Annotated in this window: 19 protein-coding genes; 3 read left to right on the top strand and 16 right to left on the bottom strand. The window is 68.2% G+C overall.

The window, feature by feature from the left end; translation table 11 throughout:
- Positions 1-257 precede the first annotated feature (257 nt).
- Entirely contained in the window at positions 258-701 is a 444-nt protein-coding gene (locus F1C58_RS04790) for a DUF4145 domain-containing protein (protein ID WP_185203039.1), read from the top strand.
- A 106-nt stretch (positions 702-807) separates the two neighbouring features.
- Here the strand turns inward: F1C58_RS04790 and F1C58_RS04785 are convergent, their stop codons facing one another.
- From F1C58_RS04785 to F1C58_RS04740, 10 genes are all read right to left on the bottom strand, one after another.
- Positions 808-1,998, bottom strand: coding sequence for a phage major capsid protein (locus F1C58_RS04785; RefSeq protein WP_185203037.1), 1,191 nt, complete (start codon positions 1,996-1,998; stop codon positions 808-810).
- 213 nt (positions 1,999-2,211) lie between these two features.
- Positions 2,212-2,496 carry a hypothetical protein gene (locus F1C58_RS04780; RefSeq protein WP_185203035.1) on the bottom strand — a complete coding sequence of 95 codons (285 nt, stop codon included), beginning with the start codon at positions 2,494-2,496 and terminating at the stop codon, positions 2,212-2,214.
- 304 nt (positions 2,497-2,800) lie between these two features.
- A complete protein-coding gene (locus F1C58_RS04775; protein WP_185203034.1) occupies positions 2,801-3,439 on the bottom strand; it encodes a hypothetical protein in 639 nt (212 codons plus the stop codon).
- Between the two features lie 229 nt (positions 3,440-3,668).
- Positions 3,669-3,899 (bottom strand): hypothetical protein, encoded by a 231-nt coding sequence (locus F1C58_RS04770; protein WP_185203032.1) that lies wholly within the window; start codon positions 3,897-3,899, stop codon positions 3,669-3,671.
- Between the two features lie 86 nt (positions 3,900-3,985).
- Entirely contained in the window at positions 3,986-4,408 is a 423-nt protein-coding gene (locus tag F1C58_RS04765) for a hypothetical protein (RefSeq protein WP_185203030.1), read from the bottom strand.
- 52 nt (positions 4,409-4,460) lie between these two features.
- Positions 4,461-5,945, bottom strand: coding sequence for a recombinase family protein (locus F1C58_RS04760; RefSeq protein ID WP_185203028.1), 1,485 nt, complete (start codon positions 5,943-5,945; stop codon positions 4,461-4,463).
- Positions 5,878-6,840, bottom strand: coding sequence for a type II secretion system F family protein (locus F1C58_RS04755; protein ID WP_185203026.1), 963 nt, complete (start codon positions 6,838-6,840; stop codon positions 5,878-5,880). The genes F1C58_RS04760 and F1C58_RS04755 overlap by 68 nt, the downstream gene beginning before the upstream one ends.
- Positions 6,828-7,697, bottom strand: a complete 870-nt coding sequence (locus F1C58_RS04750) for a type II secretion system F family protein (protein ID WP_185203025.1) — start codon at positions 7,695-7,697, stop codon at positions 6,828-6,830. Before F1C58_RS04750 ends, F1C58_RS04755 begins: the two co-directional genes overlap by 13 nt.
- Positions 7,694-8,935 (bottom strand): CpaF family protein, encoded by a 1,242-nt coding sequence (locus tag F1C58_RS04745; RefSeq protein ID WP_185203023.1) that lies wholly within the window; start codon positions 8,933-8,935, stop codon positions 7,694-7,696. The genes F1C58_RS04750 and F1C58_RS04745 overlap by 4 nt, the downstream gene beginning before the upstream one ends.
- Before the next feature lie 80 nt (positions 8,936-9,015).
- Positions 9,016-10,422 (bottom strand): LLM class flavin-dependent oxidoreductase, encoded by a 1,407-nt coding sequence (locus F1C58_RS04740; protein ID WP_185203021.1) that lies wholly within the window; start codon positions 10,420-10,422, stop codon positions 9,016-9,018.
- A 151-nt stretch (positions 10,423-10,573) separates the two neighbouring features.
- Here F1C58_RS04740 and F1C58_RS04735 point away from each other — a divergent pair, with 151 nt between their 5' ends.
- Positions 10,574-11,338, top strand: coding sequence for a class I SAM-dependent methyltransferase (locus F1C58_RS04735; RefSeq protein ID WP_185203020.1), 765 nt, complete (start codon positions 10,574-10,576; stop codon positions 11,336-11,338).
- Between the two features lie 46 nt (positions 11,339-11,384).
- On the opposite strand, the gene F1C58_RS04730 is transcribed toward F1C58_RS04735, so the two are convergent.
- Genes F1C58_RS04730 through F1C58_RS04715 form a run of 4 tightly spaced genes read right to left on the bottom strand, consistent with a single transcriptional unit; the run spans position 11,385 to position 16,391 of the window.
- On the bottom strand, positions 11,385-13,448 hold the full coding sequence (locus F1C58_RS04730; RefSeq protein ID WP_185203019.1) for an acyltransferase family protein: 2,064 nt from the start codon (positions 13,446-13,448) through the stop codon (positions 11,385-11,387).
- Positions 13,445-14,794, bottom strand: coding sequence for a DUF6716 putative glycosyltransferase (locus F1C58_RS04725; RefSeq protein ID WP_185203018.1), 1,350 nt, complete (start codon positions 14,792-14,794; stop codon positions 13,445-13,447). The genes F1C58_RS04730 and F1C58_RS04725 overlap by 4 nt, the downstream gene beginning before the upstream one ends.
- Positions 14,795-14,805: 11 nt before the next feature.
- Complete coding sequence (locus F1C58_RS04720) at positions 14,806-15,678, bottom strand: N-acetylneuraminate synthase family protein (protein ID WP_185203017.1); 873 nt, start codon at positions 15,676-15,678, stop codon at positions 14,806-14,808.
- Positions 15,675-16,391 carry a cytidylyltransferase domain-containing protein gene (locus F1C58_RS04715; protein WP_255461266.1) on the bottom strand — a complete coding sequence of 239 codons (717 nt, stop codon included), beginning with the start codon at positions 16,389-16,391 and terminating at the stop codon, positions 15,675-15,677. Before F1C58_RS04715 ends, F1C58_RS04720 begins: the two co-directional genes overlap by 4 nt.
- Before the next feature lie 142 nt (positions 16,392-16,533).
- Here F1C58_RS04715 and F1C58_RS04710 point away from each other — a divergent pair, with 142 nt between their 5' ends.
- On the top strand, positions 16,534-17,721 hold the full coding sequence (locus F1C58_RS04710; protein ID WP_185203015.1) for an MFS transporter: 1,188 nt from the start codon (positions 16,534-16,536) through the stop codon (positions 17,719-17,721).
- A 40-nt stretch (positions 17,722-17,761) separates the two neighbouring features.
- On the opposite strand, the gene F1C58_RS04705 is transcribed toward F1C58_RS04710, so the two are convergent.
- Positions 17,762-20,236 (bottom strand): CHAT domain-containing protein, encoded by a 2,475-nt coding sequence (locus tag F1C58_RS04705; protein WP_185203014.1) that lies wholly within the window; start codon positions 20,234-20,236, stop codon positions 17,762-17,764.
- An 85-nt stretch (positions 20,237-20,321) separates the two neighbouring features.
- Complete coding sequence (locus tag F1C58_RS04700; RefSeq protein WP_185203013.1) at positions 20,322-22,004, bottom strand: S8/S53 family peptidase; 1,683 nt, start codon at positions 22,002-22,004, stop codon at positions 20,322-20,324.
- Positions 22,005-22,009 lie beyond the last annotated feature (5 nt).

The following is a 22,009-nucleotide window of genomic DNA, read 5'->3' as shown; positions in this document are numbered from 1 at the left end:
CCGAAGACAGGGCTGCTTTCTATTGCCCGCATTGTGGCGTTTTCGCCAACCAGCTCTGGCGCTCGCTCTATTGGCGAAACGAGGCCCCAGGGGGATGGGCACAAGCGCGAGACGGGGCATTCAGCACGAGCGTTGCCATCGCCTACAGCGGCGTTTGGAAAATGAGCCAGTGTTCCGCCTGCAAAGACAACGCAACGTGGCGATCAAATCGTCTGATGTTCCCTTCTGGAGGGACCGTCGTTGCACCAAACGAGGACATGCCAGACCAAGCACGCGAGCTATACGAAGAGGCTCGACAGGTCGCCGGTGTATCGCGTCGTGCCGGTGCAGCTCTCGCTCGCGCGACGCTTGAACGCTTCTTGCGTGACTTCGACACCGCCGCGCCAGCAGGTGCCACTCTCGCCGACCGAATCGATCGAGTCGTCCCCCAGGTGAGTGCAGGACTCGGGGAACTTCTAACTCTGATACGTCACGTGGGCAATAAGTCACTCCACGTGGAGGACGCCCCGGATGAGGCGGTGGTCTTGGTCCTCGACGAGGAGAACACTGAAATGATCGATGCCTTGTTCGTTGCGATCAATGACCTGGTCGAGGAGTTGATCACGAAACCCGCTCGGACGAGTCGCCTTGCTGCGCTAATTCCGCAGTCCGTGCGGGACGCAGCTGCTCGGCGGGCGAAGCCTGGGGCCAACAGGGACTAGGCGCGCCCCTCCGTACAATCGGCGAGCCCGGGCAGCGCAAAGCCCAGCGGTTGACGCACATCGCCCGCTGGACCCGAGTGGCCGCTGTGCAGCCGCAGCCTGGTTGCTAGCCGCCTACTGGCGCGCCGGTGCCTGGGAATACCGCCGTGCCGTTCAGAGCGACTAGGGAAAGTGCCTGTGGCGTCGGGACGCCGAATGCGGCCCGCATTTCAGCGCGTGCCGTGTAGAGGTTCTTAGTGAAGTCGTCCGAGTTGGTCTCCGTGATGTTGACCTGGACCTGCTGCCTAAACCACAGTGCGATTTGGCCGAAGTCGCCGACGGCTGCGAGTCCCTCGGTGACGGCCGGCGAGCTCACAACCGGAACACCCCAGACGGTCCGCGGTGCCGGCTCTGCCGGCCCACGGTTGCCCCGGTAGTCGCCGCCGGTGTTGAGCTCGAGCTCGAGGAGAGCGAAGTCCAGCGGCGAGAGCACGATCGCGGTGTTCTGGTAACCGGCCTGTTCAACTCTGGCCATCGCGCGGCGCAGTGATTGGCTGGCCGTGGTCGTGAATTCTTGCACGTTGATCCCATCGGCGTAGAAGATGCCCTCGAAGTGCTCCCCCGTGCCGTCGCCCAGGAGCATCTCCCAGTCCAATGTCGCAAGCACGTCGCCCTGGAGTTCGAAGTCGAGGAACTTGATCAGGTCGGCGTAGTCGTCGAGGTCTTGCTTCTTGATATCTTCCAGGATCACGGCGATCGTGCGGGCGGGAGCGTCGACCTTCTCGAGCGTGACCGTTTTGGAAGGCTTGAGCGTTGCCGGTGCGGTCGGCCGTGACGCGCGCACGCGATCGACCGAGCGGAGGTAGCTGACGCTTGGGCCGGCAAGGTTGTTCGCCACCGAGATCACGTCGAGAAGGTGACTCAGGGCCACGTTCTGCGCTGCGATGGGCTGAGGTGCCGGAGCGAGGAAGCTCGCCGTCGGCGGAAGCACGAGACCCTTGCTGCCGTGGCCCAGGTTCAGGCCGGGCAGTGAGCGCGAGAAGGCCTCGGTCCAGGCGCCGTGGGAGCGGTCATAGGTACTGGCCTTCCCGTCACGGTCGTCTCCGGCGTCGCCGCCGAGGAACGCCTTGATCTCGTTAGACACCTCGATTGCCTTCGCCGTAGTGGCGAGCTGGTCGCGGAGCGTTGCCGCCTCGTCGAGCAGTGCGCGAACCTGAGCCTCCTCGCCAGGGGTGAAACTGCGATTCTCGGCTAGTGCCTTGCGAGCGATCGGCGTGAGCAGGTCTTTGATCTGCTGCAGTCGGATTGCGGGATTCATTGATTCGATCCTTCGAGAGAGAACGCCCGGTGGACGCTCGGTGAGTGAGGGTCCTCGAGGTCGACTGGCGGGCCGATGGGCGCTGGCCGTTGACGGACTGAGGTGTTGAACCTGGCTGACGGGCGGCGCGCTGGCGGCCGGTCGCTTTGGCACTAATTCGGGCCGGCCGCACGCTCACTCACGCTTTGGCTTCCCAGGCAGAGCACGCTGGCCCTACTCGTCAGACTCTAAGGGCTCCCGCCGATATTCCTGACTTCGCAACAGCACGATGAGGCGCGAGAGGTATTCGTCAGTCGTCATCGTCGAGGGTTTCAGCATGGCGTAGCCGCAGAGCACGACGAGCTGGCCAATGAGGTCATCCTTCTCGTAGCTGGACAAGTGAGGCAGGATCGCAACGAAGGCAGCCGACGGGTTCGCCTCGGCATCGCGCACCCACGAGGCAACATCGGCGAGCTCTGCAGCAACACGAAAATCGTCGCCCGGGTTGGTTTCGGTCATTGTTCAGCCTTCCTATTCACTGATATTTCGGGATTTCGAGGCTCGCCCAAGGGGGGTCCCCATTCTGAGACTTCACGCGCGGCGCTAACCGCGCCGACACCGCGAGGGACGGGTGCTGGGATTTTGACTCCCCTAGTCCCGTCCATCAGTCGATGCTCCCTGCGCGGGCATATGGCGGGAGCCTCGCGCCTTTGACAGCGAGGTCAACCAGGAGAGCGGCCGGCAGAGGTGTCGCGGAGATCCCGCATGCGACGCGTCGACGGGATCCGCGAACGACTCGTCGGGCTGGTTTGGCTCGGAGCACCTACGAGGCATTGCGGAGCCGGTCGTCGTCCACAGCGCCACGCGGATGCGAGCTGCCTGGTTCCTCAAATTGTTCCTCGCTGCCTTGTTCCTCTGGAGTTGTTCCTTGGGGGTACAGAAACTTCACCCCAGTCGCGGACGAATAGTGCACCCCACTCGGCCGAGAGGGGTGCACTTTCTGTCCGGAGAGGGGTGCACTTCCTGTCCGTTGCTCGGAGAGCTCGGTGCGATTCTCCACAGGGCTCCAGCGGGCGAGATAGGTCTTGCGCTCCGCCCGGCTGAGGCCGACCAGGACGAAGTACTCCTCTTGCCGCCCGGTGTGGACCCGATGCTCCTTGTCGACCGCGCTGCGCCGTTCGATCGCCCCAGCAGCGACAAGTTCGGCGACGGCTCGGCGGACGGTAAGCATCGCCTTGTTGCGCTGCTCATCGCCATCAGGGTCGACACTTGGAGCGTCGGCGACCTTGCCCAGGGCGCGAGCGGACTTCAGACGGGACTCGAAGTACCACCGGCCGGTCTTGCCCTTCTGGTCCTCGTCCAGGGCGACGTGCGCCATCCGGAGCAGCAGCAGGCGCGCGTTCGCGCCGACCTGGAAGTATTCGTCGGACTCCCACGCCTGCTTGGAGAGCCGCCGGCCCATCAGCTGGCCTCGATCGGTCGCATCCGGCGAGCGCCGATCGGGTTGTCAGTGGCGGGCGATAGGTTGCGGCTGTTTCCATTTCGAGGATGCGCCGCCCCCTGAGTCTCTGGCTCGGGGGGCTTCCTTCGCGCGCGGCGCATCGCTGAACGGAGGACGGCCGCCTGTGCCTCCGTGAGGGGTGGGGCAGCGTCGACCAGGGCGCGGATGCGTTCGGCGCGTTCCTCGGAGCTCACGAGCCGCTCCTGCGGGCGTGGCGGCGGATCACGGCGTGGAGGGATTCGGATTGCTCGCGCGTGAGCTGCGGGGCGTCCGCGAGCTTGGCTGCCATGTAGTCGGCGAGGGCGGAAGCGATAAATTCGCGGCGGAGTTCAGCGAGCGCCGTGGGGGTTACGCGTCGGTCATTGGTGGCTCGGGCGACGCGGGCTTTCAGGCTGCGCGACGCGGGTGTAAGGATGGGCATGGAGACGACACCTCTTCGAGGTTGTCGACCGCGGCCCGATGCGGAAGTTGTGGTTTTGGCTACCGATAAGCCAGGCAGTAGTTACGTTAGCGCGAACGGGCGACGTGCTTAAGGCGCATCTCGCGGCGCTCCGCGAATTCGGCGTCGATTCGGGTGCTGCGTATGAGCGAACGGATCTCGTCGTCGGCGTCCAGCTCGGCTATCCGTGCACGGATGTGGCTGGGGTGGATATCGACAGGTTGGCGACATCCGCAGGCGAGCTGCGTGCTGGCGTTGGCTACTCGAGAGTCGGGGCCGATGTTGACGACAGGAGCGACGGTGTCGGTAGGCCGCTCGCCGCGGGGCAGAGCGCGGATGTCGTAGAGGCCATACGGCTCAGCGGACGCGACGAGCACGTGCGCCGCTTCGAGCCAGATGCGATCGCCGTCGCGGTAGGCCCTGGCGATGAGCTTGCCCTCCTGGCAGCGAAGCGTCAGCACGGGCTGGAGGTTTGCAGCGGACGTGCTCATCGCTTCTCGCTTCGGTAGGCGAGGGCGGTGCCGCGAGCGCGGCTGGTCGAAGTTAGGAATTCCATTGGATCTCTACCGTCTCGGTATCGAAGGAGCGGCCGGAGCCGGCGGGGTGGATAGTGACGGTGAGCAGCGCTTCGATGACGTCGCGCTGCGCGTCGACCGGCCAGGACTCCCAGACCGTCCGGCTGTCGGCCGTGGTGAGTTCGGCGACGCGGCTCTTCGGATGAAGGGTCGCGAGGCGACGCTCAACGGCAGCGAGATCGGCGCGTAGGCGAGCTGTGAGGCGTTGGAACTGGGCGTCGGTGATCGAATCGTCGGCCCACTGGTCGGCGGCGGCCGCGAGCTTGTCAGTGAGGCGATCGCGGTCGTCGTAGGCGTCGCGGACGGCCGCGGGGTCGGTTGATACTGCGGCGAGTGCGGCAGCGGCGTCGGGGCGGCTGAGGCGCTCGAGGAGGTTGTCGATGACCCACTCGTCGACGGCGACCTGCTGGCGGCGGACGCGGAAGCACCCCGAACAGCAGTAGGAGGGCGGCTGTCGCTTCTTCGCGCCTTGATCGATGGTCCGCCCAACTTGGCGGCGCATCGAAGCTCCACAGCGGCCGCAGATCGCGAGCCCGGAGAGGAGGTGCTTGTACTTCGGGCCGACGTGGTTCGACTTCCGCGCGGGATCTGTGAGGTGCGCGACGAGCAACTCGTGGGTCTCGGCGTCAAGGATCGCCTCAGTGGTCGCTTCGCCGACGACGCGGCCCTGGTACTGGCGACGGCCGGCGAGCGTCGGGCGGATGAGCAGCTGGCGGAGGATCGTGGAGTTCCAGGCGGACGGGCTAGCCGTGACCGCGGCGAGCGCCGCTGCTTCTGTCTCGCCGTCCTTGACACGACGGCGGACGGCGAGGTGGTCACCCGGTGACGGTACGCCACGAGCGGTAAGGTCTGTGGCGATTGACCGTAGCGAGTGACCGGCGAGAGTCCTGGCGGCAAGGTCCCGGATGACCTCGGCGAGCGCCTGGTCCGCCACGTCACGACCGTTGACCCGTCGGTACCCGTAGGGCGCGTAGCCGTGGGGGTGTCCTTCGGATGCGCGCTGCTTGAACTTGCTCTGGAGCCGGCGGGACATGCTCTCCGTCTCGGCGCGGGCGACGTTGCCCAGGATGCGTGCGTTCATGCGGCCGCTCGGCGTTGAGAGATCGACGTCGCCGCCGAGGTTCGCGACCTTGAAGCCGCTACGGTCGGCGAGGTCGATGACGTCTTCGAGTTCACGCGGCGAGCGCGTCAGCCTGTCGATGTTCCAAACCACGACTGCAGCGATGTGGCCAGAGCGGGCCGCCTCGAGCATCCGCTCGTATTCGGGGCGGAGGCGAGAACGAGTGGCGCTGACGTCGTTGTCGACGTACTGCTCGACGACCGTCCAGCCCTTACGTTCCGCGAGCGCGATGCATTCGTCGAGCTGTCGGGCTACTCCCTTGCCGTCACCGGCTGTGTCCTGCGAGATGCGCGCGTAGATGCCGGCGCGGATGGGGTTGCTGGTGTCTTTCACAGCAGTATCCTAACTCTCGTTCAAGCGGCACCAGCATCGCCACTTCTTTCTTGCCGGCGACCTCGAGAAGCTCCCGCTTGGCGTCGTCGCGTGCATCCTGGGCTTGGGCACGCAGCACCGCCGCGAGGGGAGTGCCTCGCTCCAGCGCGCCGGTCACCTGGTCGATGCATCGGGAGAGCGCGGGGAGGCGGATGCCGGAAGCGAGAGCGTGGAGTGATTCGGCGAGCGGCACCCCGGTGTTGACGACAGTGACGACGGCCGCGAACTCGACAGCCAGCTCGCCGTGGCTCACCCTGCCGACGCGCCGGAGGGCATCGAGGATACCCTCGCCTGCCGAGAGGCTGAGGGTGAGGAACTCCAACACCGTCGGCAGTTCGGCGGTGATCCGCGCGAGGCGCTTCAGGGCGGCCCGGTGCAGCATCCGGTCGCAGAGCACGATTCCGAATATCGCTGAGACGACCACGATGGCGCCGAGCAGGGCGGGAGCGATCGGGCGCACTCGAGCAAGTGCCAGGGGCGCGGCCAGTCCGAGAAGCGCGGCGCCGATGCCCCACGCCAACTGGCGGGATCGAAAGGCCTCGACAGTGAGGGGCGACGACGATTGCCGCAGGCGCAACTCGATGGTGGCGCCTCCGCCCAGTGCGGAGCCGAGCAGGGTTCGGAGCCGTTCCAGGGCCGGGCCGAACAGCGCTCCGATCGCCGGAAGGGGATCGACGGTGTGGCGGCCGAGGAGCTCCCGGGCACCCGCCGAAACGTCGACAACGTAGGGCGCTACCCTGGCGGTGAGCCGCGGCCGGCTCAATCGGGGCACGAGGCTGGCAAGCGACCAGAGCCCCAGGCCGAGCCCGAGCCCGCAGAGCACTGCCCACCCGGAGAGGGCGTCTAGGCGAACCATCGGCGCTCCTGGGGGAAGCGGCCGAGGGCGAGCATCAGGCGGTAGGCGATCACCGTCACGAGGAGACCACCGACGATCAGCAACCCACCCCCGAAGGTGTTGTAGGCAGCGGCCGCCTCGGGCCGGGTGGCGAGCAACACGAGGATGACCCACGGCGCAGCGACACCGAGCCGGGCGGCGTTCACCACCCACGACTGGCGTGCCTCCACCTCGGAGCGGAGGGCTGCCTCTTGTCGCAGGTAGGACGACAGGTTGCGCAGCACGGTCGTCAGCTCGCTCCCCCCGACCTCGCGCGACATCCGCAGCGTCTCGAGGATCCGGTCAGCTACCGGGTCGGCGAGCCGGTCCTTGAGCGCGTCGATGCTCAGGCCGAAATTCCCGGTGGCCCGATAGTCCCGCGCGAACTCCGAGAACGCGTCTCGGGTCGTCACCGGCCCGGTGTGAGCGAGGGTCATGACGCTGTCCGGCAGCGCGAGTCCCGAGCGCACCGCCGAGACGAGATGGTCGACGATGTCAGGCCAGAGCACCCGGGCTGCCCGTCGGCGCGAACGGACCCGCCACTGGATCATCGCGAGCGGGAGGGCGAGGGCGCCGACTCCCGCGATCAACGAGATCACCACGACCGGAACGAGGGCGAAACTGAGCGCCGCGATCGCAACCCCGCCGACAACGCATACCGCGCCGACCGCAGTCAGCGATACCGAGGGCAGCCCGGCCTGGGAGAGCCTCTGGCGCAGGAATCCTCCTGCGCTCCGGGATCGCGTACGCGCCTCTCCTGTCGCCGGCCAGGCGAACGGAGAGACGATGAGCACGACCCCCAATCCCAACACCAAGCCGAGCACCACGGTGAGCGTCATGCGGCCACCCCCGCCAGAATCGAGGCGAGGTCGAATCCTGCTGCATCGAATTTGCCGCTGCGGCTCGGATAGCTTCCGGTGGCGGTGAGCACCCCGCGCTGAAGAGCGAAGATGAGGCTGGCCTCCACGATCGTGCCGCCGGTGACGAAGCCACTCGGCGCGAGGATCTCGGTGATAGGTCGCTGGCCGTTTCGCGCGAGTTCGCAGTGCACGACCATGTCGACGGATGCGGCGACCGTCGGCACCACGAAAGAGGAGTCGATGTTGCGCCCGGCCAGCAGCGGCAGGGTGCAGAGCTTGGCGAGGGCATCCCGTGCGCTGTTGGCGTGGATCGAGCACATGCCCGGCAGCCCGCTGTTGAGGGCGATCAGGAGGTCGAGCGACTCTGCTTCGCGCACCTCTCCGACGACGAGCCGGTCGGGGCGCATCCGCAATGCCTCCTTGATGAGTCGGCGAAGGGTGATCTCGCCGGTGCCCTCGAGACTCGGTTGGCGACACTGCAGGCCGACGACATCCCGCGCCGAGAGGTCGAGTTCGAATGTCTCCTCGACGGTGACGATGCGCTCGCCGGTGCGCACGCCCGAGAGCAACGCGTTCAACAGGGTGGTCTTGCCGCTCTGCGTCGCGCCGGAGACCAGGATGTTCTGCCCCGAGAGCACACACAAACGCAGGAACTCCGCCGCCTGATGGGTGAGCGAACCGAGGGCGACGAGCCGCTGCAGATCCCGGATGCGCTGGGTGAACTTGCGGATGTTGACAGCCCAGTGCCGCCGGGTCACGTCTGGGATCACGACATGCAGCCGCGATCCGTCGGGAAGCGAGGCATCGACGAAGGGCGAGGAGAGATCGACCCGACGACCGGTCGACTGCAGCATCCGCTCCACGAGGTCGCGCACCTCGGTGTCCGAGAGCAGCACGCTCGTGAGCTCCGGCACCCCGTTGCGGGCGACGAAGACCTTCGAGGGTCCGTTGATCCAGATCTCCTCGATCTCCGGATCGTCGAAGAACGGCTGCAGCGCTCCGAAGCCGGTGATCGAGGCCATGATCTCGCGCGCGGCCTGGTGCTCATCGTGCAACATGGGCAGGGATCCGCCGAGCGCCCGTTCGCAGTAGCGCCGCATCTCTTCTTGCACGTACCGGTCGACCAGCGCGCCCTGCCGGTCACCCCCGAGATCCACCCCGTCGCGCCGCACGCGCTCTCGCACCTGTTCCGTGATGAGGGCGACGGCGGTGGACATCCCCACATCATCGATCGGTGGAGCGAATCCGCGCCGAGGTTATCCACAGGCGAGTGAGCGCGGCGCGCCCAGCGGGGCTCTCACCGAGGCGACGTCGAGCCGGTGCCTCCGATTCGGAACGACGCTCCCTTGTGCTCGACGGGCAGCCGGTCACCCCGGCCGTGCAACTTCTGGCGCAGGGATCCCGGGGTGTAGGCCTCCGGGTATGCCCCTCTGTCGCGCAGCACCGGGATGACGTGCTCCACGATGTCCTCGAAGGTGCCGGGGGTGATCGCGTAGGCGAGGTTGAAGCCGTCGACGTCGGTCTCCTCCACCCACTCCTGCAGCTGGTCGGCGATCTGCTCGCCCGAGCCGACGATGAACGGCCCCAGCCCGCCGATGGCCCCGAGCCGGCCGATGTCGCTGACCGTGAACTCCTCGCCATTCTGGGCGGATTCCGCGTAGTTGGCGATCACCGATTGGATGGCGTTGCTCTTCACATTGCCCACGGGCTCGTCGAGGTCGTATTGCGACAGGTCGATTCCCATCCACCCGGACATGAACACGAGGGCTCCCTCGTCACTCGCGTACTGCAAGAAGTCCTCGTGCTTCGCCTTCGCCTTCTGCTCGGTCGAGTCGGTGATGATGGTGAGCAGGGTGTAGATCTTCGCGGAGTAGCGGTCGCGGCCGGCGGCTTCGAGCGCGTCGCGGATCTTGGCAACAGAGGTCTTCAGCACGGCTTTGGTGGGAGCGGCGACGAAGATGGCTTCGGCATTGCCCGCGGCGAACTGGATGCCCCGGCCCGAGGCCCCCGCCTGGTAGATCACCGGCGTGCGCTGCGTCGACGGCTCGGAGAGGTGGATGCCGGGGACCGTGAAGTTCTTGCCACTGTGCCGGATCTCGTGCACCTTCGCCGGGTCGGTGAACACGCCGGTCTCCCGATTGCGCTGCACCGCGTCATCCTCCCAGGAGCCCTCCCAGAGCTTGTAGAGCACCTCGAGGTATTCGTCGGCGACGTCATAGCGGTCGTCGTGCTCGAGCTGGTCGTCGTGGCCCATGTTGCGCGCGGCGCTCGGCAGGTAGCCGGTCACCACGTTCCACCCGACCCGACCCTTGGTGAGGTGGTCGAGGGTCGACATGCGGCGGGCGAAGGGATAGGGATGCTCGTAGGAGGTGCCCGCGGTGATGCCGAACCCGAGGTTCTCGGTCACGTGCGCCATCGCCGAGACGAGCAGCACCGGGTCGTTCACCGGCACCTGGGCGCCGTGCCGGATCGCCGCCTCGTTGGACCCGCCGTACACGTCGTAGGTTCCGAGCACATCGGCGATGAAGATGCCGTCGAAGGTGCCCCGCTCGAGGAGTCTGGCGAGTTCCGTCCAGTAGTCGAGGTCTTTGTAGCGCCACGCCTGATCGTCGGGGTGACGCCACATCCCCGAGGACTGGTGGGCGACGCAGTTCATGTCGAAGGCGTTGAAACGGATCTGGCGGGGCGAGTTCTGGTTGGGCATCCGGCCATGCTGCACGGTTCGTTCATCCGCGGGCAAGCGAGTAGGACGCAGGGAGACACAGTCGGAAATCTGCCGTAGTGAAGACATCGGTAACCCCTAGGCTGTGCCGCAAGCTGCCCACTGGGGTGGCCGCGGGAGTAGCGTTCCCCCCATGAGTTTCGATGTCTCGGCGGCCGCCTACGGCCGATTCATGGGCCAGTATTCCGAGCCGCTCGCCCCACTCTTCGCCGACTGGTCGCAGCTGCAGCCGCACTACCGCGCCCTCGACGTGGGCTGCGGCACCGGCGCGCTCACCGAACAACTGGCGCGGCGACTCGGCACGGGAGCCGTCGCCGCGGTCGACCCGTCGCCCTCCTTCGTGGAGGCGACGACGCGGCGCGTTCCGGGGCTCGATGTCCGGCTCGCCGGAGCGGAGCACCTGCCGTTCGGAGACGGGGAGTTCGATGCGGCGCTCGCCCAACTGGTGGTGCATTTCATGGCCGATCCCGTGGCCGGGCTGCGCGAGATGGCTCGCGTCACGAGGTCCGGCGGACTGGTCACGGCCTGCGTCTGGGACCACGCGGGCGATCGTGGCCCGCTCGCGACCTTCTGGAGAGCCGTGCACGACCTCGACCCGACGGCCGCCGGCGAAGCAAAACTCGCCGGCACGCGGGAGGGGCACCTCGCCGAGCTGTTCAGTGTCGCCGGCTTGCACAGCATCGAATCGTCGGCCCTCTCCGTGACTCGTCACTTCGCGTCCTTCGATGAGTGGTGGCATCCGTACACCCTGGGCGTCGGCCCCGCCGGAGCCTATGTCAGTGGGCTGACGGATGGCCGCCGCGAAGCTCTCAGAATGCGCTGTGCGGCGTCGGTGCCGACGGCCCCATTCGAGGTTTCGGCGCTGGCGTGGTGTGCACGAGGCGTCGTGCCGGAGTGAACATCGTGCCGGTATGAATGTCCGGCCGGTATGAATGTCGCGCCGGTCATCCCGCCGACAAATACGGGGCGAGGGCGGCATCGAGAGCCGGAGCGAGAAGGCGGCTGAAGGTCGCCGTCATGTGATGCTCGTCGGAATAGACGAGTGTCGAGCCGATGATCGGCGCGCAGGTCGTCGGCGAACAGAAGAAGTCAGAGAGATCGACGAAACCGCTCCCGGTGCGCGCCGCGACAGTGCTCTGCGCCGAGCTGATCGCCGTGCTGAAGGCGGTCTCGCGCGGGATGCTGCACGTCGAGGTGTCGGCGAGGTGCGCGGAGAGACAGTCGGGGGGTGAGGCCGGAAACTGGGGAGTGTCGGCGATCGTGATGACGCGGGAGGCGGCCGGCAACCGCTCCATCGTGCTCGTGGCGGCGCGTTCCCAATCCGCTTGCACGGCGCCGTCGTTGCTCGGCGAGGTCGGTCCCAGATGGTTCGTCAGCACAATGACATCCGGTTTCTCTAAGGAGAGCCGGGCCACCACGTTCTTGCGCCACTGCGTACACGAGCGGTTCGCCGGGTCGTCCCACAGGCTGTCCCTCTCCTCGGAGCGGCACCCCGACTTCGTGTAGGTCTCGAGACGGATGCCTCTCGCCCGGGCCACCTCGTCGAGAGCTGAGGCCCACCTGCCCGCGTGCGAGTCGCCGAACAACACCATGACGACGGGTGAGCCACGATCGCCGAAGGTGCAGCGCAGCGGTTCCGACTCCCCCAGAGTCTGCTGGCACCCGCGTTTGTACAGCGCGCCGGTATCGGCTGCTGCACCGGCGAGAGTCGGCGCGAGGTCTCTCGGCACGAAGTCCGTCGCGGTCGGCGGAGCGGTGATGGCCGTCGGCCCGGCCGCGCGGTTCGAACGCAGCGGATTGCTCTCGACCACAAGAACCGTCGCGAGCAGAGCGACCGCGATCACAGTGGGAATCGCCACCGCCAGCAGCGGGGTCGATCGGGCCGAGCTGCCGGACGAGAGGCGCAGCGGCGACTCCACCCCCGCGTACAGCGCTGCGGCCAGGGGCACCGCCACGAGGGCGAGCGCGACGCCGAGCCATGACGGGAGGGGGGTGGCAAGGCCGAGGCGCTCGTGCGCGACGACGAGCAGAGGCCAGTGGACGAGGTAGAGGGAGAACGAGATGCGGCCGAGATACTGCAGCGGACGGACGGCCAGCAGCCGCCCGACTGACCGACCGGGTGCTGCCCCCGCCGATCCCGCGAGAATGACGAGGGCGGTGCCGAGAACGGGCACGAGGGTCGCGACGCCCGGGTAGGCGGTCTCGGTACCCGGCTCGGTGCCGAGGAGGAGCGCACCGCCGATGGTCGCGGCGAGGCCGATCCAACCGACTACCCCAGCGAGCGGTGCGGCGTGCCCGCCGGCGAGTCGGCGGGCTAGGGGCACGAGGAAGACGACCACTCCTCCCACGGCGAGCTCCCACGCCCGCGTCGGAAGTGAGAAGAACGCCACCGGCTGCGCGACGGGGGAAACGAGAAGACAGGCCGCGAAAGAGAGCACCGCGAGCACCGCGACAGCGAGCCCGAGCATCCGCTTCGATCGTCTCGCCAGCACGAAGATCAGCAGAAGCAGCAGCGGCCAGAACAGGTAGAACTGCTCCTCGACCCCGAGCGACCAGTAGTGCTGGAGTGGAGACGGGGCGCTGCCGGAGAGGTAGTCGGTCTTGTCGATCGCGAAGCGCACGTTGGGCACCCACAGGGCGGTCGCCGCGGCATCCTTCAGTATCTCGGGCAGTCGGAGCGGAGGCACGAGAGCGAGCGAGGCGACGACGGTGAGCACGAGCACGGCGAGCGCAGCGGGAAGGATGCGCCGCGCTCGGCGCACATAGAAACGGCCGAGACGGATGCGTCCGTGCCTCTCGAGCTCGGTGAGGAGGTGACACGTGATGAGATAACCGGAGATCACGAAGAACACGTCCACACCGATGTATCCGCCACCGAGACCCGGCACGCCGGCGTGGCCGAGCACGACGAGCATCACCGCGACGGCGCGAAGGCCTTGGATGTCGCTGCGAAAGCCGCTCGAGACCGCGGCGCTTGGCCGCGTGGCGAGCACGCTGACCGCCGTCATTGCTCCCCGACGGTCTCCACGTTCGCGAGCCGGGTGCGAGCGCGACGGCTGCGCACGCCGCGCGCGACCATGAGCGCGTATCGCACCGGAGTGCCGAGCATGAGGGCGACCATTCCGCTCCACGACCGGTCGAACCGACCGAGGGCGCGCTTGCGGTCCCAGGCCCGACGAACCACTCCCCCGAACGCGCCGTGCCGCAGAGCCTTGAGCGGGAAGTCCCCGGTCGCGCGAACGGCGACGAGCTCATCGACCCGACGCAGCCAGTCGTTCTGCTCGGCGCCATGGAAATAGTTGTCGTCGAGCCACTCCGCCTCCGGGTGCCGGAAGCGTCCCTCCACCAGGTCGCCGCAGTTGCCGAGGAGGCCACTGCCTTCGAAGACGGTGTTGATGAGTTCGGCGCTCACTCCGAAGTCTTTGACGATGATCACCGGGATGGAGAGGGCGATCGCCTCGATCGCGGCCGTCGAGCTCACCGTGATCAGACCGGCCGCGCCGGCGAGGTGGTCGGACATGGCGCCACCGGCCACTACGAGATTGTGCGGCGCCCGCGGCTGGAGCTCGTCCATGAGATCGGCGTAGTCGTAGCGTTCCGCGTGTGTCTGCTGCTCGCCGCGCGCCGCGCGCACCTTCACCACGACCCGGAGATACGGATGCCGCCGTGCCGACTCGGCGAGCCAGCCGAGCAGGGCGAGCCGATCCGCCTTCTCGGCCGGCACCTTCGCCTGTGCCGCGAAGATGACCTCGCCGTTCTGGTTGCGTCCCTGAGTCTTCTGCGGCTGCGCCTGTCGCGGCAGGAACGGAAGCGTGGCGAGGCCGAAGGGCATGTCGATGCCCATCCGCTCTGCGAGAGCTTCGAATTCGCGAACCTCGCGTCGGGAGTGCAGCACGAAGAAGTCGACCTGGGCTCGATGCGAGATCGCCCTCTTGGTCGCGGGAATGGAGATGCCGGGCAGTCCGCTCACGATCACGGGGCGCACCTCCGAGGCACCGACGATCGCGCGCACCACCACCTTGACGAGAGGTCCGCGCACCGACAGGAGCACGACATCCGGCTTGAGGGTGGCGATGCGAACGGCCAGGGCAGACAGGTCGAGGATGGGCGGCGCGCCGATCGTCTCGGCGGTGCCGTTGAGCGCCGCGGCGAGCTGTTCGCCACTCGGCATTACCGGGCTCGCGAGTACGATCAGCGAACGCTGCCAGTCGTCCGGCACCTGGCCGAGCAGGGTGGCGCCCCACTTGACGTAGGAGTCGGAGTCCGCGATCGCGAGGATGGTGACTCCCGCCGTCGACACGGGCTCCGCTGCCTGTTCGGCGGCTCCGGATGGTTCAGCCTGGGTGATCGTCATGTCCGCAGCGGTCAGGCAGTGACGCGGCGGAGCTTTGCCAGCGGAGCGAGCTCCCCCGGGAAGACGCGCTTCACGCCATCACCCATGGCCTCACCGATCACCCGGATGTCGCGCACGAGGTGCTCGAAACCCTGCGGTTCGAGCGACGCGGCGTGGTCGGAACCCCACATCGTGCGGTCAAGGGTGATGTGGCGCTCGACCGCCACGGCGCCGAGGGCGACCGCGGCGATGGAGATCTGCAAGCCGCGCTCGTGACCGGAGTAGCCGATCGGCACTCCGGGGTAGCGGTTCTGCAGAGTGGTGATGGTGCGCAGGTTCGCCTCCTCTGCGGGAAGCGGATAGGTCGAGGTGGCGTGAAGGATCACCAGGTTGCCGGTGCCGAGCACCTCGACCGCGCGGTCGATCTGCTCGAGCGTTGACATACCGGTGGAGAGGATGATGGGCTTGCCGGTCGCGGCGAGCGCCTGGAGCATCCCGATGTCGGTGACCGACGCGGAGGCGACCTTGTGCGCGACGACGTTGAGGTCCTCGAGAAAGTCGACCGAGGGCTCATCCCACGGCGAAGCGAACCAGTCGAGTCCGCGGAGGGTCGCGTAGTCGCCGATCTCGATGTACTGTTCGCGGCTGAACTCCACACGGTAGCGGTATTCCAGGTAGGTCATCATGCCCCAGGGGGTGTCCCGCGGGGTGTTCTTCATGTGTTCCGGCGTGGAGATCTCCGGCGTGCGCTTCTGGAACTTCACGGCCTGGGCGCCAGCATCCGCCGCCACGTCGATGAGCTGGATCGCCGTATCGACGCTGCCGTTGTGATTGAGGCCGATCTCCGCGATCACGTAGACCGGTGAACCGGTGCCGACCTCTGAGGTGCCGATGTGGACTGTCATGAGTGCTCCAATTGTGGGGAGTGGGACGGATGCGGCGTGGAAGTGGTGTCGACGAGCGGGGCGATCGCGTTGGCGAGCATCAGCTCATTGACGGTGTCGATCTCGATGCCGGTGCGCTCATCCACGATGGCGACACCGACCCGGCCGAAGAAGCGGAAGCGGGCGCGGCTGAACCCCGCCGCTCTCATGACGTAGAAGGCGCCGGTCTCCTGGAAGTGCGGGTCACGATCCTGGCGGCGGGGCCGCGCCGAGGGATCGTGGTTGACACCCGTCGCGCGCCCCTCGCCGTCGACCTGCCACAGGAAGGCGAAGGTCTCTACTCCGGAGAAGACCACGTCTTCCTTGCCGCTCCGCACCCGTTCGATGGCCTCGCAGAGGGCCGCTGAGTCGATGAACGGCGAGGTGGGCTGCAGGAAGACGACGATCTCGGCGGTCGGCTCGATGTGCTCCAGCGCGTGAAGCACGGCCGACTCCGAGGTGGCCCGATCTCCGGAGAGGTGAGCCGGGCGGTCGATGACCTCCGCTCCGGCAGCGCGGGAGGCATCCGCGATCGCGGGATCGTCGGTCGTGACCACGATGCGATCGATCAGTCCGCATGAGCGCGCAGCCACGATCGCGCGCACCACGAGCGGGATGCCGGCGACGGTGCGCAGATTCTTGCCGGGGATGCCCTTGGAGCCGCCCCTCGCGGGAATGACTGCGACGATGCTCATCACTTTCTCCGCTCTTCGAATCTCACGTTCTTGCGAGACTAGGAAGGCGAAGCGGACTCCAGTTGGCCACCGGATGAACGGCGGGCGACTGTGCGGTTGCGGATTGTCCCTACACTCGAAATGAATGAGGAAGGCACTGTCGATGAGCACTCCCTTCCCCGATGCCCGCCGAGCGTGGACGGTTCTCAGCCTCGGAGTGGCCGCCCAGACCTCCGGCACCGTGTTCGTGAGCGTGCCGGCATTCCTCATCCCGCTGCTCCACACCGAACGCGGGCTCAACCTGGCTCAAGCCGGACTGCTCGCCGCCACCCCCACGATCGGAATGGTGCTCACCCTCATCGCCTGGGGGGCACTGGCCGACCGCATCGGCGAGCGATGGGTCATCGCGGGCGGTCTCGCTCTGGTGGCTCTCGCCACCGTCGGTGCGCTGCTGTCCACCGGCTATGTCGCCCTCGGTATCTTCTTCCTGCTGGGAGGGATGGCCGCGGCCAGCACCAATGCCGCGAGCGGTCGCGTCGTCGTCGGCTGGTTTCCCAAGGACCGCCGGGGGCTCGCGATGGGCATCCGCCAGACCTGCCAGCCCCTCGGCGTGACCATCGCCGCCGTGACGGTGCCGACCCTGGCCTCCGCCGGCGGCATCGGCGCCGCCCTCATCGTGCCTCTCGCTCTCACCGGCGTCTTCGCCGTCGCCTGCGCGATCGGTATCCGCGATCCCCCGCGGCCGGTCACGGAGCCCGGGGTTGCGACCCCCAACCCCTATCGCTCGAGCGGGTTCCTCTGGCGGATCCACGCGGTCTCGCTCCTGCTCGTCTTCCCGCAGTTCACCCTGTCGGTCTTCGGCTTGGTCTGGCTGGTCACCCAGTTGCAGGTGCCGGCCCTCGCCGCGGGACTTCTCGTGGGGGCAGCCCAGTTCGTCGGGGCGATCGGCCGCATCGGCGTCGGCATCCTGAGCGACCGGGTAGGCAGTCGGGTGCGCCCGCTGCGCTGGGTCGCGATCTCTGCCTCCGCGGTGATGCTGTTGCTCGCGGCTTTCGGGGCGCCGAGATGGAGCGCCGCCGCAATTGTCCTGGTGATCGCGATGACAGTGACCGTGGCCGACAACGGGCTCGCGTTCACCTCGGTCGCCGAGATGGCCGGTGCATCCTGGGCCGGGCGGGCCCTCGGCGCCCAGAACACCGGACAATTCCTGGCGGCCTCCATCGTCGGCCCCGCGGTCGGGGCCCTGATCGGACTTGTCGGCTACCCGCTGGCTTTCGCCGCCGTCGCGCTGTTGCCTGCAGCAGCCATCCCGCTCATCCCTGGCGAGGCCGCGGAGCACGACCGGCTCTGAAGCCCCCGGCTACGGAGTGGCGACCTACGAGCGAACGCGCTCACCACCCGGCCCCATAACACTGGAACGCCGGCCGACGCGCGGAGGACGCTCCGGCGGCCGCCAGTGCATCGGCCGGCGCCGCGCCAGAGGCGAGAAGACCATGGGCCTCGGTGAGCAGCTCGCAGGCGAGGGAGTCATCCACGCTGGCGGGAGAGGCGATCACGCAGCGCACCCCCGCATGCAACCACGCCTGCGACATACCGAGGGCCTCCTGCCCCCAGCGCACCGCGGACCGTCCGACCTCGCACGCGGAGAGCACGACCACCGTGGGCACGGCGGGCAGCTGGTCCACGTCGTAGCCGAACCACGGGCCATCCGCGAGAAGCACGCCGGAGAAGAGCGGGTTGTCGGCCGAGTGCCGGCCGTGTGCCGACAGGTGCAGGAGATCCACTCGCGTGGCGAGGTCGGAAACCGCCTCGCTCGTCGCGGCCGCCCCGATCAGCACCGTCGAGGTCGCCCAGCCGGCGGCAGCATCAGTCACCTCCTCCTCGGCGCGCGCGACTCCCGGCCCGGCGGCGAATCCCACCGTGCCGAGCGAGAGCTCGCGTGCGCGCTGGGCCAGCCACCTCGTCGCGGAGACCGGCAGGGTCAGCGGCCGACCGCGCAGCGCCGGCAGCATCGACCAGGGCAATCCCGCGAGTACCCCGGGCGGCGTCACGACCAGCCGACCGGTGCCGATGCGGTCGCGAACGGGCCCGAGGATCAGGCTGTCCAGTCGACCGAGACGGTGAGCGAGACCGGCGTCCACGACCCGCTGCATCGCGGGCGACAGTGTCGCGGCAGCCATGTCGAGGTCCGCGAGCAACCCGTCGAGCTCGGCGCGGATCGGATCGAGCGGCCCGAGGTCCACCACGGTCGAGGTGTCGCCGGTCACCGCGAGTGCGGTCAGCCGCTCGCCCGACCAGAGCACGGCGAGAAGCGCGGAGTCTTCCGGGCCGAGCACCGCCTGCACGCGGTCGAGCGTGACCAGCTGCTCGAGGCTGCCGGAGCCGCGCCCCTCCCATTGCCGCGCGCGGATCGCCGACCTCAGCGCGGCCTCCGCGCGTCCGTCGGCCGACAGGGGCGACGGATCGGCGGCCCGCAACTGGCGCAACTCCGCGAGGTCGGCGGCATTGGCGGCGTTCGCGGGGGGCCGGAGAGGCACGATCCGTCCGGTGAGATTGCGCGTGCGCTCTGACCATTCGAATACCTCGGACGCCCGCCCGGTGGCGACCGCCTGCCGGATGCCGACGGTGATCAACCCCGTGCCATGGGCGACAAGCGCGCTCTGCAGGTCGAGGCTCCCGAAGCTGGACTGCCACTCCGCGAGCTCATCGAGACCGGTGCGGGCCAGCGACAGCGCGCGGGAACGCCGCCCCTCGAGCACGGCAAGCTCGGCACCCACCTGGCGATGAAGCAGTCGAGTGCCGATAGTGCTCCCGCGGGTGAGCGGGGCACCGTCGAGTGCCGACCGAGCCCCCGCGGCATCCCCCGATTGCAGCCGGAGGCGAGACCCGTGAAGCCGAAGCGTCACAGCATCGCCCTCGAAGTGCCGGTCGTCCAAGGCGAGGGCGGCGTGCTCGATCTGCTGCAGGAGCCGGCCCGCCGAGCTCGCCGAGCCGGCCGCACGGGATGACACGACGGCACCGAAAGCGAATGCTTCGGCCCTCAGCGCCCAGCTCTCACTGCCACGAGCCCGAAACCGCCGAGCGGCGCGGCGGGCGAGAGCGGCGGCGCCCCGTGGATCCTCGAAGACGAGCGCGCGGGCACGGGCGAATTCCGCTTCGGCTTGCGCCTGACGCAGTCCGCGCAGGCCGTAAGTGCGGGCGACCGAGGCCAACAGGTCGATCGCCTCCGACGTCATCCCCGCGCTCAGCAGTACCTCCGCGCGGTCCGCATCACAGGTCGCGAGGGCAACCGGGGAGAGAGCCGCGAGCACCGGCCGGGACTCGTCCATCAGGTGAAGCGCTTCGATCAGGTCCCCGGCGAGCATTGCCGCGTAGCCCTGGTTGTTTCGGGCCTTGGCGAGCTCCACCGGATCACCGGCTCGCTGGAAGGCCTCCGCCGCCGCGTCGAAATCGCGCCCGGCAGCAACGACGTCCCGGCGGTCGAGAAAGGTGAGGCCGCGATTGAGGAACACCACCCCCAACCGCGCGGGATCCGAGTCCAGAAGCGAGATGGCTCCGGTGAGGAAATCGACGGCCGCGTCGCCGTTGCCGCGTCGGAGCTCGATCAGGCCGATCTGGCTGCCGAGCACCGCTCGGGTGTGGGCGCTGAGGCCGGGCGCCTCCAGTGCCGACCGGCAGAGGGCGATCCCCCGGTCCGGGTCACCGGTCTCCGACTCGAGGTAGGCGACAGTGCCGATGATCCGCGCGGTGAGCTCGGCATTCGGCGAGCGCCGAAGTGCCTCGTCGAGGGCCGTGCGCGCGGAGGCATGCCGCCCCGCGTTCGAGTGCGCGACCCCGCGCTGGTACAGGACTGCCGCCGACAGCATGCCTCATTATGCCGCGGCGGCAGCGCTCGGCGCGCGGCTGAAGTGCTGAGCTCGGCTGAAGTGCTGAGCTCGGCGAGGCCGCTATTCAACCCGCAGCGGCGGTGACCTTCTGCACGGCGGCGGAGGCCAACTTCACCCGCTCGGCGGCGGACAGCGATCCGGCCGGCGGCAGCGCCCCGTCGTCGAGCGCGGATGCGACGGCCGCCGCGATCAGCGGTGCGGCGAATGAGGTGCCGCTCCAGATCGCGAAACCGCCGCGGAAGTCATCCGGATCGGCGGACTCCCGCACCCGGATGCCACTGCCGAAGTCGCTCGAGACGCGGGCGAGGGGCTGATCGCCTCCGTTGAATGCCGGCATCGTCGAGAAGACGGAACCTCCGGGGGCACTGCAGGAGATCCACGGGCCGTCGTTGCTGAACAGCGCGACCGTCGAACCGTTCGGGTTGAGGGCCCGGGCGGCGACGATCGGCACGGCATCCTCGACCAGATGCACCGGCCCTCCCCCGCCCAGCCAGGGCGCAAACGCCGCGGGGAACATCGGACGGTCCGTCGCGTCGTTTCCCGCAGAACACGCGACCACCGTTCCCCACCGCCCCATCGATGCGAGCAACTCGTACATCGTGGGGTCGAAAAGCCCGTCCTCCGGGGTCTCGTGGTAATACCCCATCGACAGGGAGAAGACGTCGATCTCGCAACCGTCGGTGCGTCCCTGCGCCACCCGGCCGATCAGCGTCGCGATGGCGGTGAGTGCCGCGACGAGCTCGGATTCGACGATCACGCCGTTGGCGTCCACCACCCGCCAGGCCACGATGTCCGCCTCCGGACACGCCTGGTGGATGAGTCCGGCGATGAACGTTCCGTGACCCGATACCTCGTCGAGCGCTCCATCCATCGGCCCGACCAGGTCGCCATCGAGTTCCGGATCGGTGGCCGCCCCGACCTGACCGATCGCGACCCCGTCCAACCGAACCGCCGTGTCGACGATCGGGTCGAGCCACGAGTGCGGCCCGCACCCGGTGTCGAGGGTCGCGACAACGGGGCGTCGACCATCACCGGCCGCGCGATCGCGACGATACGGCGCCGCGCCCGCATAGGCCACCGGCTGAAGACCGCCGCTGCCCTGCGAGCCGTAGCTGGCGATCGCTCCAACGTCCACGCTCGACCCGGCCGGATTCGTCGAATGGAACGGGTTGGTCGAGTGGAACGGGTTGGTCGAATGGAACGGATTGGTCGAATGGAACGGATTGGTCGAGTGGAACGGATTCACGCCGATCGAGTCGACGGTGAGCAGGTGATCGAGACCGACCCCCTGAAGGGCATCCCGGCCGAGCAACGCGCGCGCTCGTTGCAGAAGCGTCCAGGCATCCGGTGCCGGCACCGCTTCGCCTACCCGCGCGGTGATCAGGAATCGCGAGACGCCGAGCACCCCGGTGGCCCAGGGGTATCGGCGCACGCGCTCCTGGCGTGAGGCATCCGGCTCCGGCAGCAGGGAGGTGACGAACTTCTCGTCGCGTGTCAGCTCCCAACCGAGTTCGCCCGCGACCCGACCGAGGCGCTCGGCGTTCGCTGCGACGTCGGCGAGAGTGGAGACGAGGATCCGATCGGGAATGTAGGAGGTGGGATACGCGCGGATACCGTCTACCAAGACCGCCGCCGGATCGAGGATCCTGCCCACCTGGGCCGGATACCGTTCGTCCCAGCGGCGCCGGGGCCGAGACCTGCCGTCGGATACGCCGCCGCTCGATTCGCTGCCGCCCTTGTCACTCAACCCGA

This window comes from Glaciihabitans sp. INWT7, assembly GCF_014217685.1.
Lineage (GTDB): Bacteria > Actinomycetota > Actinomycetes > Actinomycetales > Microbacteriaceae > Lacisediminihabitans.
This window is presented reverse-complemented; position numbering and strand designations above follow the sequence as displayed.

What these genes read in the sequence shown, in the direction of transcription:
- F1C58_RS04715 (WP_255461266.1), bottom strand. Translation starts at nt 16,391, where the DNA reads ATGAGCATCGTCGCAGTCATTCCCGCGAGGGGCGGCTCCAAGGGCATC.
- F1C58_RS04775 (WP_185203034.1), bottom strand. Translation starts at nt 3,439, where the DNA reads ATGGGCCGGCGGCTCTCCAAGCAGGCGTGGGAGTCCGACGAATACTTC.
- F1C58_RS04720 (WP_185203017.1), bottom strand. Translation starts at nt 15,678, where the DNA reads ATGACAGTCCACATCGGCACCTCAGAGGTCGGCACCGGTTCACCGGTC.
- F1C58_RS04750 (WP_185203025.1), bottom strand. Translation starts at nt 7,697, where the DNA reads ATGACGCTCACCGTGGTGCTCGGCTTGGTGTTGGGATTGGGGGTCGTG.
- F1C58_RS04770 (WP_185203032.1), bottom strand. Translation starts at nt 3,899, where the DNA reads ATGCCCATCCTTACACCCGCGTCGCGCAGCCTGAAAGCCCGCGTCGCC.
- F1C58_RS04755 (WP_185203026.1), bottom strand. Translation starts at nt 6,840, where the DNA reads ATGGTTCGCCTAGACGCCCTCTCCGGGTGGGCAGTGCTCTGCGGGCTC.
- F1C58_RS04730 (WP_185203019.1), bottom strand. Translation starts at nt 13,448, where the DNA reads ATGACGGCGGTCAGCGTGCTCGCCACGCGGCCAAGCGCCGCGGTCTCG.
- F1C58_RS04765 (WP_185203030.1), bottom strand. Translation starts at nt 4,408, where the DNA reads ATGAGCACGTCCGCTGCAAACCTCCAGCCCGTGCTGACGCTTCGCTGC.
- F1C58_RS04780 (WP_185203035.1), bottom strand. Translation starts at nt 2,496, where the DNA reads ATGACCGAAACCAACCCGGGCGACGATTTTCGTGTTGCTGCAGAGCTC.
- F1C58_RS04735 (WP_185203020.1), top strand. Translation starts at nt 10,574, where the DNA reads ATGAGTTTCGATGTCTCGGCGGCCGCCTACGGCCGATTCATGGGCCAG.
- F1C58_RS04710 (WP_185203015.1), top strand. Translation starts at nt 16,534, where the DNA reads ATGAGCACTCCCTTCCCCGATGCCCGCCGAGCGTGGACGGTTCTCAGC.
- F1C58_RS04725 (WP_185203018.1), bottom strand. Translation starts at nt 14,794, where the DNA reads ATGACGATCACCCAGGCTGAACCATCCGGAGCCGCCGAACAGGCAGCG.
- F1C58_RS04740 (WP_185203021.1), bottom strand. Translation starts at nt 10,422, where the DNA reads ATGCCCAACCAGAACTCGCCCCGCCAGATCCGTTTCAACGCCTTCGAC.
- F1C58_RS04745 (WP_185203023.1), bottom strand. Translation starts at nt 8,935, where the DNA reads ATGTCCACCGCCGTCGCCCTCATCACGGAACAGGTGCGAGAGCGCGTG.
- F1C58_RS04790 (WP_185203039.1), top strand. Translation starts at nt 258, where the DNA reads ATGCCAGACCAAGCACGCGAGCTATACGAAGAGGCTCGACAGGTCGCC.
- F1C58_RS04785 (WP_185203037.1), bottom strand. Translation starts at nt 1,998, where the DNA reads ATGAATCCCGCAATCCGACTGCAGCAGATCAAAGACCTGCTCACGCCG.
- F1C58_RS04705 (WP_185203014.1), bottom strand. Translation starts at nt 20,236, where the DNA reads ATGCTGTCGGCGGCAGTCCTGTACCAGCGCGGGGTCGCGCACTCGAAC.